This window comes from Symbioplanes lichenis, assembly GCF_030709675.1.
In the GTDB taxonomy this organism is placed as follows: Bacteria; Actinomycetota; Actinomycetes; order Mycobacteriales; family Micromonosporaceae; genus Actinoplanes; species Actinoplanes lichenis.
Genome location: NZ_JAUZQD010000005.1, coordinates 407238 through 421541 on the forward strand (window position 1 = coordinate 407238; position 14304 = coordinate 421541).

11 protein-coding genes are annotated in these 14304 nt (G+C 73.5%); 5 read left to right on the top strand and 6 right to left on the bottom strand.

The features are described 5' to 3' along the window. The first annotated feature begins 11 nt into the window (after positions 1-11). Together RAN62_RS14805 and RAN62_RS14810 are read left to right on the top strand one after the other, a co-directional pair. Entirely contained in the window at positions 12-3677 is a 3666-nt protein-coding gene (locus RAN62_RS14805) for an ATP-dependent helicase (protein WP_438874509.1), read from the top strand. Next, the gene (locus tag RAN62_RS14810; RefSeq protein ID WP_305785171.1) at positions 3674-7345 is read left to right on the top strand and encodes an ATP-dependent helicase; all 3672 of its coding nucleotides are present in this window, start codon (positions 3674-3676) and stop codon (positions 7343-7345) included. The genes RAN62_RS14805 and RAN62_RS14810 overlap by 4 nt, the downstream gene beginning before the upstream one ends. Positions 7346-7456: 111 nt before the next feature. Here RAN62_RS14810 and RAN62_RS14815 read toward each other — a convergent pair whose 3' ends face one another. Further along, positions 7457-7864 (bottom strand): pilus assembly protein CpaE, encoded by a 408-nt coding sequence (locus RAN62_RS14815; RefSeq protein ID WP_305785172.1) that lies wholly within the window; start codon positions 7862-7864, stop codon positions 7457-7459. 224 nt (positions 7865-8088) lie between these two features. Between RAN62_RS14815 and cspE the strand changes: the two genes are divergently transcribed. Next, positions 8089-8292: a transcription antiterminator/RNA stability regulator CspE gene (gene cspE / locus RAN62_RS14820; protein WP_305785173.1), complete on the top strand. Its 204-nt coding sequence runs from the start codon at positions 8089-8091 to the stop codon at positions 8290-8292. 430 nt (positions 8293-8722) lie between these two features. On the opposite strand, the gene RAN62_RS14825 is transcribed toward cspE, so the two are convergent. Beyond that, positions 8723-9463, bottom strand: coding sequence for a lysophospholipid acyltransferase family protein (locus RAN62_RS14825; protein WP_305785174.1), 741 nt, complete (start codon positions 9461-9463; stop codon positions 8723-8725). A gap of 157 nt (positions 9464-9620) precedes the next feature. Here RAN62_RS14825 and RAN62_RS14830 point away from each other — a divergent pair, with 157 nt between their 5' ends. Next, positions 9621-9779: a hypothetical protein gene (locus tag RAN62_RS14830; protein ID WP_305785175.1), complete on the top strand. Its 159-nt coding sequence runs from the start codon at positions 9621-9623 to the stop codon at positions 9777-9779. Positions 9780-9899: 120 nt separating this feature from the next. Then, positions 9900-10775: a hypothetical protein gene (locus tag RAN62_RS14835; protein WP_305785176.1), complete on the top strand. Its 876-nt coding sequence runs from the start codon at positions 9900-9902 to the stop codon at positions 10773-10775. 158 nt (positions 10776-10933) lie between these two features. Here RAN62_RS14835 and RAN62_RS14840 read toward each other — a convergent pair whose 3' ends face one another. The 4 genes from RAN62_RS14840 to RAN62_RS14855 are packed head-to-tail and all read right to left on the bottom strand — an operon-like array spanning position 10934 to position 14113. After that, positions 10934-11869, bottom strand: coding sequence for an ABC transporter permease (locus RAN62_RS14840; RefSeq protein ID WP_305785177.1), 936 nt, complete (start codon positions 11867-11869; stop codon positions 10934-10936). After that, positions 11862-12629, bottom strand: a complete 768-nt coding sequence (locus tag RAN62_RS14845; protein ID WP_305785178.1) for an ABC transporter ATP-binding protein — start codon at positions 12627-12629, stop codon at positions 11862-11864. The genes RAN62_RS14840 and RAN62_RS14845 overlap by 8 nt, the downstream gene beginning before the upstream one ends. A 21-nt stretch (positions 12630-12650) precedes the next feature. After that, on the bottom strand, positions 12651-13706 hold the full coding sequence (locus tag RAN62_RS14850; RefSeq protein ID WP_305785179.1) for an ABC transporter substrate-binding protein: 1056 nt from the start codon (positions 13704-13706) through the stop codon (positions 12651-12653). After that, positions 13679-14113, bottom strand: coding sequence for an RrF2 family transcriptional regulator (locus RAN62_RS14855; protein ID WP_305785180.1), 435 nt, complete (start codon positions 14111-14113; stop codon positions 13679-13681). Before RAN62_RS14855 ends, RAN62_RS14850 begins: the two co-directional genes overlap by 28 nt. Positions 14114-14304 lie beyond the last annotated feature (191 nt).

Below are 14304 nucleotides of genomic sequence, written 5' to 3' on the forward strand. Positions count from 1 at the left end.
CGTACAGGCTCGTGCGCCGCAGTGCGCCCGCCGCCGACGTGCTGCGGGCGGACGAGGTGCAGCGGCATGTGATCGAGCACACCGAGGGGCCGCTGCTCGTCGTCGGGGGCCCCGGGACGGGCAAGACGACCACGCTCGTGGAGGCGGTCGCCGCGCGGGTGGCGTCCGGGGTGGATCCCGAGCGCATCCTGGTGCTCACGTTCGGGCGGCGCGGGGCGGCCGCCTTGCGCGACCGGATCGAGGCGCGGCTCAGCGGGACGGCGTTCCACGAGCCTCTGGTGCGGACCTTCCACGCGTACGCCTTCGGGCTGCTGCGCCGGGCCGCGGCCGAGCGGGGCGAGCCGTCGCCGCGGTTGCTGACCGGGCCCGAGCAGGACCTGATCATCCGTGAGCTGCTCGAGGTGGTCGGCGACGACGAGGCCACCGACACCGTGGGCTGGCCCGACGCCCTGCGGCCGGCGCTGCCCACGCGCGCCTTCGCGCAACAGCTCCGCGACCTCATGCAGCGGGCCGCCGAGCGCGGGGTGACGCCGGTCGAGCTGGCCCGGCTCGGCGAGCGGCTGGGGCGCGACGACTGGCCGGCGGCGGCGCGGTTCCTCCGCGAATACGTCGCGGTGCTCGCGTTGCGCGACGTGACGACGCGGGGCTCGGCCGCCTACGACCCGGCGGAGCTGGTGCGGGCCGCGGCGGGGCTGCTGGCCGACGACCCGGCGCTGCTCGAGGCGGAGCGGCGGCGGCTGGAGCATGTCTACGTGGACGAGCTGGCCGACACCGACCCGGCCCAGATCGAGCTGCTGAGCCTGGTGGCGGGGGGCGGCAAGGCGCTGGTGGCGTTCGGCGACCCGGACTCGTCGATCTACGGCTTCCGGGGCGCGGACCCGGAGGCGGTGGACGGGTTCCCGGCGCGCTTCCGGACGGCGTCGGGGGCGGTCGCCGAGACGGTGACGGTGCACACGAGCTATCGGGCGGTGCCGGCGCTGCTCGAGTCGACGAGCCGGGTGGCGCGGCGGATGCGCGGGCGGATGCGGCACCGGCCGTTGCACGCGCCACCCCCGCTGCCCGCGGCCTCCGATGCGGCCCCCGCCTCTGGCCCGGCTGACGCTTCCGACGCGGCTTCCGCCTCTGGCCCGGCTGACGCTCCCGACGCGGGCGCGGCGATTCCGGCGCCTCGGGGCTCGGGTGATTCGTCCGAGTCCGGCGATTTGTCCACGGGGGAGGCCGGCGACTCGGGCACCTCCAGCGCGGCGGAGCGTGGGGCGTGGGACGGCGAGGCGCGGGCCACCGTGCGGACGTTCCGGTCGTCGACGGGGGAGACCGCGTACATCGCTCATGCCCTGCGGGAGGCGCATCTCCTGCACGGGGTGCCCTGGTCCCGCATGGCGGTCCTGCTCCGGTCGACCAGCCTGCAGCTGCCGTCGCTGCAGCGGGGCCTCGCCGCGGCGGGCGTGCCGACGGTGACCCTCGCCGAGGACCTGCCGCTGCACCTCCAGCCCGCCGTCGCCCCGTTCCTGCTGCTCCTGCGGTGTGCGCTCGACCCCGAGGTCCTCGACGAGGAGGCCGCCGTCGCGCTGCTGCACTCGCCGCTGGGCGGGGCCGATCCGCTGGCCGAGCGGCGGCTGCGGCAGGGTCTGCGCGCGCTGGCGATGGCGGCGGGCGACCGGCGGCCGTCGGGGGAGCTGCTGGTCGACGCCGTACGCGACCCGGCCGGCCTTGACATGGTCGAGCGCCGCTGGGCCCTGCCCGCCCAGAATGTGTCACGGCTCATCGAGACGGCGCGCCGGTCCGCGGCGGCGCCCGGGGCGACGGCCGAGCAGGTGCTCTGGGAGGTGTGGCGGGCGAGCGGGCTGGCCGAGAAGTGGTACGCCCTGAGCACCCGCGGCGCCCCCGTCGAGCCCGGCGGCGAGGGCGGTCGCGCGCGCCAGTGGCGGGCCGAGGCGGCCGATCGGGATCTCGACGCGATGGTGGTGCTGTTCGACGCCGCGGCGCGGTTCGTGGACCGGTTGCCGGGGGCGCGGACCGAGGTCTTCCTCGACCACGTGCTCGGGCAGGAGCTGCCCGCGGACTCGATCGCGCCCAGCGCCGACCGGGGCGACGCCGTGCGGCTGCTGACCGCGCACGCCGCCAAGGGGCTGGAGTGGGACGTCGTGGTGCTGGCCGGCGTGCAGGAGGGCATCTGGCCCGACCTGCGATTGCGGGGCAGCCTGCTCGGGTCCGAGCGCCTGGTCGACTTTCTCGCCGGGCGGCCCGCGGCCGGACCGGCGGCCGTGGTCGGGCAGACGTCGGCGCTGCTCGACGAGGAGCGGCGACTGTTCTATGTGGCGACCACCCGCGCCCGGCGCCAGCTGCTCGTGACGGCGGTCGCCTCGGCCGGCGTGGGCGGCGCCGACGGCGAGGAGCAGCCGAGCCGCTTCCTGACCGAGCTGGCTTTGCCCGTGCGCCGCGACGACACCCCGCCGGAGGACCCGGGCGACACGCCGCCCCCCGGCGACACGCCCCCCGACGGCCCCGGCCCCCGCGACACGCCGCGCCTCGGCGACACTCCGGGCGGCTCTTCGCAGGGCGACATCGCGGACGACGGTGATCCCGGACCGGTCGAGCCGGATCCCGGCTACGACCCGGACGAGCCCGCGCCCGATGACGACGACTCCGGGACGCTGCGAAGCGAGCCGGCCGACGACTTCGAGGTGCCGCTCGGCCAGCCGCCCCGGGCGCTCACTTTGTCGGCTCTCGTCGCGGAGTTGCGTACCGTCGTGGTGTCGCAGGGGGAGACACCCAGCCGGCGGCATGCCGCGGCAGTGCAGCTCGCGGAGCTGGCCAAGGCCGGCGTGCCCGGCGCGCACCCGGACGAGTGGTGGGGGCTGCGGCCGCTCTCCGACGACCGGCCGCTGGTCGATCCCGGGCAGCCGGTCAAGGTCACGCCGTCCGCGATGGAGAGTGCCATGCGGTGCAGCCTGCGCTGGCTGCTCGAACGGCACGGTGGCGCCGCGCCCGCCGGGCCCGCCCAGGGCGTCGGCAACCTGGTGCACGCCGCGGCGATGCTGGCCGAGGACGCGAACGCCGACCGGGAGCGCCTGGTCGAATATGTCGCCGCCCGTTTCGACGCGATCGAGCTGGCGGCGCGGTGGCTCGCCGGCCCCGAGCAGGAGCGCGCGCAGGGCATGGTGGACAAGCTGCTGCGCTGGCTGGCCAAGAACCCGCGGCGGCTGCTCGCGATCGAGCACGAGTTCACCGTCCGGCTGGACGATCCCGACCGGCCGATCCAGCTCACCGGCCGGGTGGACCGGCTCGAGGTGGACGAGCAGGGCCGGCTGGTCGTGATCGATCTCAAGACGGGCCGCACCACGACGGTGTCCGGCGCCGATCTCGAGGAGCACGCCCAGCTGGCCGGCTATCAGGCGGCCGTCGACGCCGGGGCGTTCGACGAGCTCGGCGCCGGGACGGGCAGCGGCGGGGCGGCGCTCGTGCAGCTCGGGCCGGGCAAGGAGGCGCGCGAGCAGATGCAGCTGCCGCTGGCCGAGTCGGAGGACCCGGCCTGGGCGTACGCGATGGTCCGCCGCACCGCCGACACGATGGCCGCCGCGACGTTCTCCGCCGTGGCCAACTCGAAGTGCCGGGTGTGCCCGGTCCGCAGCAGTTGCCCGATCAGTGGCCATGGCCGCCAGGTAGTGGAGCCGTGACGCAGCCCTCCCTCTTCCCCGACGCCGCTCCCCGCCCGCGCCGCCGCGCCGACGCCGGCCCCCGCTACACCCCGGTGGAGCTGGCGAAACTGCTGCGCCTGCACGCGCCCACCCCGGAGCAGGCCGCGATCATCTCGGCGCCGGTCGAGCCCGTGCTCGTCGTCGCGGGCGCCGGCTCCGGCAAGACCGAGACGATGGCCTCCCGGGTGGTCTGGCTGGTCGCCAACGGGTACGCCCACCCCGACGAGATCCTCGGCCTCACGTTCACCCGCAAGGCCGCCGGCGAGCTCGCGCACCGCGTCCGGGTCCGGCTGGGCCAGCTGGTACGCCGCCTCGGGCGCCAGGACGCGCTGGCCGGCGAGCCGACCGTGGCGACCTACCACTCGTACGCGGCCCGCGTCGTCACCGAGCACGGCCTCCGCGCCGGCTACGAGCCGTCCGCCCGGCTGCTCACCGAGGCGGCGCGGTGGCAGATCGTCGACTCGATCGTCCGCTCGTACACGGGGGAGATGACCGGGCTGAACCGCGCGCCCGGCACCGTGACCGACGACGTGCTCGCGCTCTCCGGCGAACTGGCCGAGCACCTGGTCACGCCGGACGACCTGGCCGCGTGGACCGGGCGCTTCTTCGCCGACGTGCAGTCGCTGCCCGGCCGCGTCTACAAGGACGTCGCCGACATGCTGGGCCGCCAGCGGCACCGGCTGACCCTGCTGCCGCTGGTCCGCCGCTACGAGCAGCGCAAACTCGACCTCGAGGCCATGGACTTCGGCGACCAGATGGCCCGCGCCGCCCTCGTCGCCCGCCACCACCCCGAGGTCGGCGCCATCGAACGCGGCCGGTTCAAGATCGTGCTCCTCGACGAGTACCAGGACACCAGCCACGCCCAGGTCGTCCTTCTCAACGCCCTCTTCGGCGGCGGCCACCCGGTGACGGCGGTCGGCGACCCGTGCCAGTCGATCTACGGCTGGCGGGGCGCCTCGGCGGGCACGCTGGACCGCTTCCCCGCCGAGTTCACCGGCCCCGGCGGCCGCGAGGCCTGGGTGCTGTCCCTGACCCGCAGCTGGCGCAACCGCCCCGAGATCCTCCAGGTCGCCAACACCCTGTCCCGCCCGCTGCGTGCCGCCGGAGCGCGCGTCGCCGAGCTCATCCCGGCCCAGCGCGTGGCCGACCAGGTGGGCCGCCGCACGGTCGCCTGCGCACTGCTGGAGACGTACGCGGACGAGGCCGGCTGGATCGCCGACAGCATGCTGGCCGCCTGGCGCGCCGCCGCCCGCCTCCCCGACGCCCTGCCCGGTGACATCCCCGTCGACCAGCGCCCGACCAGCGCGGTCCTGGTCCGCGTCCGCAGCCAGATCCCGGCCCTCGAGGAAGCCCTGCGCGCCCGCGGCCTCCCGGTCGAGGTGGTCGGCCTGGGCGGTCTCCTCGACACCCCGGAGGTACGCGATGTGGTCTGCACCATGCGAGTCCTCGCCGACCCGACCGACGGCGCGTCGCTCCTCCGCCTCCTGACCGGCGCCCGCTGGCGCATCGGCCCCCGCGACCTGGTCGCCCTGCACCGCCGCTCCCGCGCGATCGCCGCAGCCCGAGCGGCCGCGAGTGGCTTGTCGGCGCCGCCCGATGAGAGCGTTTTCGGGGGCGTTTCGGGGGAAAGCGCTTCCGCCGGTGGGGCTGTTGTTGCGGGCGCCGGCGCTGGTGTTCCTGCGGGAAGCGCTTCCTCCGGGGCGCCCGCCACTTCCGGGGCGCCCGCTGCCTTTGAGAGCGCTTCCGTTCCTGTGCCTCCGCCGCCGGACGACATCGTGGGTGATCACCTCGACGACGCGACGCTCGTGGAGGCGATGGCGGACCTCGGGGCGGCGCAGCAGTACTCGCAGGAGGGCTTCGCGCGGCTCCGGGCGTACAGCAGGGAGCTGGCCGAGCTGCGGCAGCGCCTGGACCAGCCCCTCCCCGACCTGGTCGCCGACATCGAGCGCACCATCGGCCTCGACGTGGAGGTCGCCGTGCGCGGCTGGGCGGCGGGCGACGCCGGGCTGGCCCGCGGGCACCTCGACGCGCTCGGCGACGTCGCGGCCCGCTATGCCGGGGACACCGACGGGGGGACGCTGGCCGGCTTCCTGGCCTTCCTGGACGCGGCCGAGGAGGAGGAACGCGGTCTCACTCCGGGCCAGGTCGACGTCGTCGAGGGCGCGGTGCAGATTTTGACCGCCCACGCGGCTAAGGGCCTCGAGTGGGACATTGTCTCCGTCGCCGGCCTCACCAAGAACGTCTGGCCCGGCATGACCCGCGGCTCGGACAACTATCTGGGCGGCATCGGCGTGCTGCCGTTCCCCCTGCGCGGGGACGCCGGCGGCCTGCCGGAGCTCGACCTCGGGGAGGCCGTCGACCAGAAGGACGTCAACGCGGCGCTGACCGCTTTCGGAGGGGCGTGGCGGGAGCACGATGAGCGGGAGGAGCGCCGGCTCGCGTACGTGGCGGTGACCCGGCCCCGCCGGCTCCTGCTCGCCTCCGGCTACTGGTGGGGCGACGGGGTGAAGCGGCCGCGCGGACCGTCGGTGTTTCTGTCCGAGATCCGGGCGTCGTGCCTGGAAGGAGCCGGTCAGGTCGAGCACTGGGCGCCCGAGCCGGCCGCCGACGCCACCAACCCGAGCGCCGAGCAGGTCGCCTCGGCGGAGTGGCCCTCGGACCCGCTCGGCGCCCGCCGCCCGGCCATGGCCGCGGCCGCCGACCTGATCCGCCGGATGATCGCCGCCCCGGACCCCGCGAGCGCGTCGGTCGTCACCGCCATGTCCGCAGCTGCCGCCTCGGCCGCCGCCGCTGATGCCGCCGCTGAGTTCGTCGAGTTGGCCGAGGCGGATCCTGAGGTCGCGGCGCGCGCCGGGCTGGCCGCTGACCTGGTCGGACTGCCCACCTCGGGCGCCGATCCCACCGATCCCACCGATCCCGCCGAAGCTGCCGGCCCTTCCCCCGCCGCCGGTCCGGTCGACCCCGACATCGAGCGCTGGCGGCGGGAGGCTGCCCTCCTCCTCGCCGAACGCGAGGAACGCGCCCGCCGCGAGGGCCCCCTCGACGTCGCGATCCCGTCCCACCTGTCCGTGTCGCAGCTGGTGGTGCTGCGGCGAGACCCCCAACTGCTCGCCCGTACGCTCCGCCGCCCCCTGCCGCACCGCCCGGCCCCGCAGGCCCGGCGCGGGACGGCGTTCCACGCGTGGCTCGAACAGCGCTACGGCACCGTGCGCCTCCTCGACCTCGACGAACTGCCCGGCGCGGCGGACGACGACGCGGCCGCCGACGAGGAGCTGGCCGCGTTGCAGGAGGCGTTCCTGGCCGGGGAGTGGGCCGGCCGTACGCCCCTCGACGTCGAAGTCCCCTTCGCCACCACCGTCGCCGGCGTCGTCCTCCGGGGCCGCATCGACGCCGTGTTCGCCGAGCCCGGCGGCCGCTACGACGTGATCGACTGGAAGACCGGCCGGCGCCCCGCCACGGCGGACGCGGCGGCGGCCACGGTGCAGCTGGCCGCGTACAGGATGGCGTGGGCGACCCTCGCCGGCGTGCCGGTCAGCCGGGTCCGGGCGGGCTTCCACTACGTGCGGGAGGGGGTCACCGTACGCCCGGCCGACCTCCTCGACGCCGACGGCCTGGCCGCCCTGATCACCGACCTCCCCTCGATCTAGCGACCCACCGCCTGGCGACCCGCCGCAGCCGCAGCTCAGGCCGCCCTCGGAACCCACCGCGCTCTCATGGCCCCCCGTGGCGTCCCTCGGAGAACCCGCGGCGGCGTCGTTCTAAAGTCCCGCCGCAGCCAAAAGGTGGAGGAGGGCCGCCGCGTACGCCTCCTCGACCGTCGCCGCGCCGAACGTCCGGCTCTCACCCAGCAGAGTGATGTCCGCCTCCCACCCCGCGCCAGTGCGCCGCAGCGTCTGGAACGTCGCGCCGAGCAGCTCGCGCAGCTGGTCCTCGCGGGGCAGCCACAGCGCCTCGTCCAGCTCCACGTCGTCGAGCGCCCACTCGGTCGTGCCGTTGAAGCCGATCACGCGCCCCTCCGGCAGCGTGTGCACCTCGATCGTCATGTTGCTCAGGACGAACACGTCCTCGTCGAGGTCCCGATCCGGGATCGCGAACCGGTCGCCGGGACCCGGTTTCCACTCCAGCCCGGCCTCCCTGAGCTGCCGTGCCAATTGCACGCTGATCACGGGCGAACCCCCCTTTCCGTGCTAGGCTCCCAAGCGTTGTCAGTTTGGTTCCCAAGTACTCAGGAGCGCCTGTGGGGAAGTCTGCCCGAGGCGCTCTTTGTCGTAACCCGGGTTTCTCCGGTACGGGCGATCAGTACGGCGACACGAGACCCACAGAAAGCGGGTCTTACCACCTCGCTCAGGTCCATAATGGCCCGGAGCGATCGACCGTCGAGGAGACGAGCATGGTTACCGGCGTTGTGAAGTGGTTCAACGCGGACAAGGGCTTCGGGTTCATCACCCCTGACGACGGCGGCGCCGACGTCTTCGCCCACTTCTCCGCGATCCAGATGTCCGGCTACCGCAGCCTGGACGAGAACCAGCGCGTGGAGTTCGAGGTCACCCAGGGCCAGAAGGGCCCGCAGGCCGCGAACATCCGCGCCGTCTGAGTCCAGCCCCTGCGCTGACGCCCGACGCCGGCACCCGAGAGCGGGGTGCCGGCGTCGCCGCATTCTCACGCCCGTCACCGGCCCGCCCGGCCCGCCGCGTCACGGCCCGTCGCCGGCCGCGACGTCGCGCTGCCCGGGCCGCCGGTGACGGAGCGTCCCGCGAGGTCGCGCTGCCCGGGCCGCCGGTGACGGAGCTGTCCCGCGAGTCGTGCTGCCGAGGGCGCTGGTGGCGGAGCTGTCCCGCGACGAAGGCCGGGACACCGCACAACCGAAGTGGCCGCCATCGCGCGAGCGGACGGTCACCGCGTGACATCACGCCGTCCGAACCCGGCGAGCAGTCCCGAGGCGCTGTGATCAGCCCGACCCCGACCGCCGGCGACGAAAGCGCGCGAGCCCCGGAAAAATCTGCGCCCGGCGGACGACCGCCCGCTCAGGCGCCGCCGGTCTGCAGCCGCGCCGTCCCGCCCGCGGTCTCCGGCAGCGGCGCCGTGCCGCCCATGTGCGCCGGCAGCCACCAGCGATCCTCCGGCCCGGCCGGCTGCTCCGGATACTCCTGCTGAGCCGTGTCGAGCAGCGCGCTCAGCCGCTGGTGCAGGGCGAGCGTCGTGGCGTCCGCGGTCGCGCCGGCCGGCGTCGGGATGGGCTCGCCGATCTTGATGAGGACCGGGACGTGGCGCTTGGTGAGCTCCTTCTTGCGGCCCTTGGTCCAGAGCCGGTGGGGGCCCCAGACGACCATCGGGATCAGGGGCACCTTGGCCGCGTGGGCGAGGCGGGCCGCGCCCGACTTGAGGGCCTTGACCGTGAAGGACTCGCTGATCGTGGCCTCGGGGAAGACGCCGACGACCTCGCCCCGGCGCAGGGCCTCCTCGGCCTCGCGGAAGGCGCCGGTGCCGGCCTTGCGGTCGACCGGGATGTGCCGCATGCCGCGCATGAGCGGCCCGCTGACCTTGTGGTCGAAGACCGACTTCTTGGCCATGAACCGGACGAGCCGCTTGGCCGGCTGGGCGCCCAGGCCGCAGAAGATGAAGTCGAGATAGCTGACATGGTTGCTCGCGAGCACCGCCCCGCCGCTGGTGGGCACGTGGTGCGCGCCGTCGACCTGGATGCGCAGGTCGAGCACTCGGAACAGCGTCTTCGCAGCGCCGACGACCGGGGGGTACACGATTTCCATCGCATTACGGTAGCCGTAGCCGCTGCATCTTTCCTGTGAGCGTGCAACCAAATCGGCGCCGGATGCGTCTTATGGATGACTGCGCCGAGGCGCCGGAGGGGTTCAGGCTGAGGGAGACCCTGCGGCGGCACTTCCGGGAGGCCCTGCAATGAAGCCCGTGTCCGCACGCCGCGAGCTCGCCATCGTGCTCGCGCTGGCCGTGCTCGGCCTTGTCCTGGTCTCGGCCGTCGCCTTCACCCCGTGGTACGAGCCCACCGGCCACGCCGGCGCCGCCGTCGTCCACACCGTCCCACCCGCACCCCCACCCGCAGGCTGACCAAGCAGGCCACAAAGCAGGCCGACAAAGCGGGACACAGAGCAGGCCGGCGAAACAAGCGGAGACCCGCCGCACAAGCCCGCCCGAGGAAAACCCCCGCCAGTGGTGTTCACTGGGATGATGTCCGACCCGATCACCCCCACCTGGTCCCGGCCCACCGGCCCGTGGGCCTCCGGCACGGTGACCGGCGTCCCCCCGATCGAGCCGCCCCCCACCGAGCAGCCACCCGGCCCCGGCCCCGACCCCGAGCAGCGCCGCCGCCGGCAGATGCTCCTCTTCGGCGGAATCGCGGGCGGCATCGTGGCGATCGGTCTGACGATCATTCTCATCGTGGCGCTGGCCTCGGACGGCGACGCGTTCTCGAGTAAGGCGCAGGCCCCCACCGACGTACGCCCCCCGCTCGCCCAGATGTGCCCGGCCCCCACCACGATCCCCGGCGACCCGGCGCCCGCCCCGTCCGCGCCGGTGCCGCCGGCCTCGGGGGAGCGCACGGTCGACGAGGAGGCGGGCATCTCGTACAAGAAGTACGGCGCCCCGTGGGAGCCGTGGACCACGATCTGGCGCGCCGGGACGCTCGAGGTGCCGTACAAGGTGGGTCAGCACTTCGTCACCGAGCAGTACAGCGGCGGTACATACCACGCGTCGATCCTGTCCGCGGCGGTGCCGGCGGCGGAGAACGACGCCGTGACCCTCAACCTCGAGTGCGTGGGCCGGCAGGTGGCCGCCGACGTGCGCGCCGAGTACTACCCGCAGCCGAACACGATCGAGCAGCTGCGCGACGGGCTGACGACGCTGGGCGGGCGGCCGGCCTATCTCAGCGAGTTCCGGCTGCACTTCCAGTCGCCGGGGTTGCAGGCCACGGCGGAGCGCTCGGCCGTCGCCGTCATCGACGTCGGCAAGCCCACCGCCGCGGTCCTCTACCTCTCGATCCCGAACACGCACGCCCAGTTCGAGCCGGTCATCGCCGAGGTCCTCGCGAGCGTGCGACCGCTCTAGCGCCTGTTCGGACGGGATCGCCGGGCTGCGGCCGGCCCACCTTCCGCCTGGCCGCACGCCGCGAACACCCACATACCACCGGTATGAGGGCGCCCGCGGCGCACACCCAGACGAAACCTGGACTCGGCCTCGCTCCGACGCCCCGTCCGAAACAGGCGCTAGGAGCCGGTGAGACCCCAGCGCTTGCGCAGCGCGTTGTCGGCGGCGTTGAAGAGCACGTCGATCAGGATGCCGATCACCAGCACCACGATGATGAAGCTGATGACCAGCGAGGCCTCGCTGAGATCGCGCGCCTGCTGCATCCGTACGCCGATGGACAGCGCCCCCGGCACGATGACCAGCAGCTCGCCGGCCATCAGGCTGCGCCACGAGAACGCCCAGCCCTGCTTGAGCCCGGAGATGAACGACGGCAGCGACGCGGGCAGGATCAGGTGCCGGTACTTGGCGAAGCCCGACATGCCGAGCACCTGACCCACCCGCAGCCACGTGCGCGGGACGTAGTCGATGCCGCTGATCAGCCCGTTGGCCACCGAGGGCGCCGCGCCGATCACGACGACGAAGAGGATCGCACTCTCGCTGAGCTGGAAGAGCAGGATCGCCAGCGGGAACCACATGATCGACGGCATCGTCTGGAGGCCGGTGATCAGCGAGCCGATGGCCGCGCGCAGCGGGGCGAAGCGGGAGACCGCCGCGCCCACGACCGTGCCGATGAGCACGGCCAGCGCGAAGCCGGTCGCCGCGCGGGTCATCGTGACCCCGACGCCGCTCCAGAAGTCACCGGTCGTGATCAGGTCGCCCAGGTCCTGGAAGACCGTGGCCGGGCCCGGCAGCACATATTCCGGCTTCCACTCGGCCCACACCACCGCCTGCCAGGCGAGCAGCACGATGGCGATCGCCAGGAGCTTGGGCCAGGCGCTGCGCCAGACGCGCTTACCCCTTGACCCCTTCTCCGTACGCCCGGAGCGCTCGAGCGCGTCGAGCCCGGCGACCCGGTCGGCGGCGGCGTCGGTGGTCACCGGAGCGGGCAGGACTGTGACCCCGGTGGGGTCCTGCAGGCCTTCGAGGCCGGCGCGGGCCGAAGGATAGTCAGGCATGACGGGCGACCTCCGCGCGGAGCCGGTCGGTGATCTCGGCGGCCTGCCCGGCCACCTCGGGGGAGTCGATGCGGCGGGGCCGCTCGTGGGTGACGGCGAAGTCCTCGATGACCCGGCCGGGCCGGCTGCTGAGCAGGATGACCCGGTCGCCCAGCCGCACGGCCTCGCGCACGTTGTGCGTGACGAAGAGCACCGTCAGCTGCTGCTCGCGCCAGATCCGCTCGAGCTCGTCGTGCAGGATGTCGCGCGTCATGGCGTCGAGCGCGCCGAACGGCTCGTCCATGAGCAGAATGTCGGCCTCCTGGGCCAGCGCCCGGGCCAGAGCCACGCGCTGGCGCATGCCGCCGGAGAGCTCGTGCGGCCGCTTCGCGCCGAAGCCCTTGAGCCGCACGATCTCGAGCAGCTCCTCGGCCCGCTGCTTGCGCTGCGCCTTGCTCACGCCGCGCAGCCGCATGGGCAGCTCGACGTTGCCGGCGACGGAGAGCCAGGGGAAGAGGGCGGCCTCCTGGAACATCAGCGAGACGTGCCGCCCGCCGATGTCCAGGGTGCCGCCGCTGATCTGGTCGAGCCCGGCGACGAGGGACAGGAGCGTGCTCTTGCCGCAGCCGGAGGCGCCCAGCAGGCAGACGAACTCGCCCTTGTTCACGGTCAGCGACACCTTGTCCAGAGCGAGCAGGGCGTTGCTGCCGCTGCCGTACTGCTTGGAGACGCTGTCGAGGCTGACGACCGCCTGGTCGCTGCGTACGGAGAGCATGGTCATGAGCTTCTGCCCCTCAACCGGTCAGGAGTCGCTGACGGCGGGCTCGCCCGCGGCGGTCAGCACCTCGTTCAGCGGGCCCAGGTCGTAGATGCCCTTGAGGTCGACCGGCTTGAGCAGCCCGACCTCCTCGGCGTGCTTGGCGCTGGTGAACAGCGACGAGGCGATCGGGTCGTTCGTGAACTCGAGGTTCTTGAACGCCGCGGCGAGAATCTCGTCCTTCAGCGGCTTGCCGGAGAGTGCGGCGATCTGCTCATTGGCGGCCTTCTGCGCGCCGGCGTTGTCGGTCTTGATGTACTTGACCGCCGCCACGTGCCCCTGCAGCAGCTTCTTGACCGTCGCCGGGTACTTCTTCAGGAACTCCTGGGTGACGATCAGGTGCGTGGTGACGAACTGCCCGTTCGGCCACAGGTCCTTCTCGTTGACCAGGATCTTGCCCTTGGACTCCTGGACCATCCGGCTCAGGTTGGGCTCGGGCACCCAGGCGCCGTCGATCGCGCCCTGGGCGAAGGCCTGCACGGCGGTCGCGTTGTCCTGCGGCAGCACGGAGACGTCGCCGCCGCCCTGCTGGTCGGCGTTGAGGCCGTTCTCCTTGAGCCAGGCGCGCAGCGCGACGTCCTGGGTGTTGCCCAGCTGCGGCGTCGCGATCTTCTTGCCCTTGAGATCGGCCGGGCTGTTGATGCCCTGCTTGACCACCAGGCCGGCGCCGCCCGAGGTGCTGCCCGCGATGATCTTCAGCGCGGTGCCCTTGGAGGTGGCCCAGCCGTTGATGGCCGGGTTGGGCCCGATGTAGGTGGCGTCGATCGCCCCCGAGAAGAGCGCCTCGATCGCGGCCGGGCCGGCGTTGAAGGTCTTCGTCTCCAGCTTGGTGCTGCCCAGCGACTGCTGGAAGAGGCCGTTCTTGACGCCGATCAGGGCCGGCGCGTGCGTGATGTTGGGGAAGTATCCGAGCCGGAGGGTGCTGGCCTCGCCGCTCGCCGAGGAGCCGCCGTCGTCGTCGCCACCGCAGGCGGTGAGCGTTGCCGCGGCGACGAGGGCGGAGGCTGCTACAGCTAGCGCGCGGAGGGTACGGGAGCGCATCCGGAACTCTCTTTCTGAAAAAGTTGCGCAAGGGTGCGGTGATCGACGACGCCTTCGATGGCCTCCTCGACCGCCACCCAGACGTCCCGCAGGCCGGTCGCGACCCCGTGGTACATCGTCGTGGCGGTGGGCAGGCCGCGAACGGTGGTGAGCGCTCCGCCGACGGCCCGGACCACGTCACCGACCGTGATGTCCTCGGCCGGGCGGGCCAGGGCGTAGCCGCCGTCGACGCCCCGGTGGCTGTGCAGCAGCCCGGCGCGGCGCAGGTCCAGCAGGATGCCCTGCAGGAAGCTCAGCGGGATGTCCTGGGCCGCGGCCAGCGTGGCCGCTTTCACCAGGCCCGGGTGCTCGGCCGCGACGGTCAGCATGGCCCGGACGGCGTAGTCGGTGCGTGCCGAGACGTACACGTGGCATGTCCTCCCGGTCCGGCGGAGCCCAAAGTCGGCTTTCTCTATCTGTTGGATGGGAATAGTGGACGAGGTGGGGATGGCGCGTCAACCCCTGACCGCATCCTGAGAGCGTGGCGGTACGCAAAGTCACCCGGATGCGAGACGCACCACGCCGGGACAGGCGAGCCGTCCGGGAATCGGCGGGATAG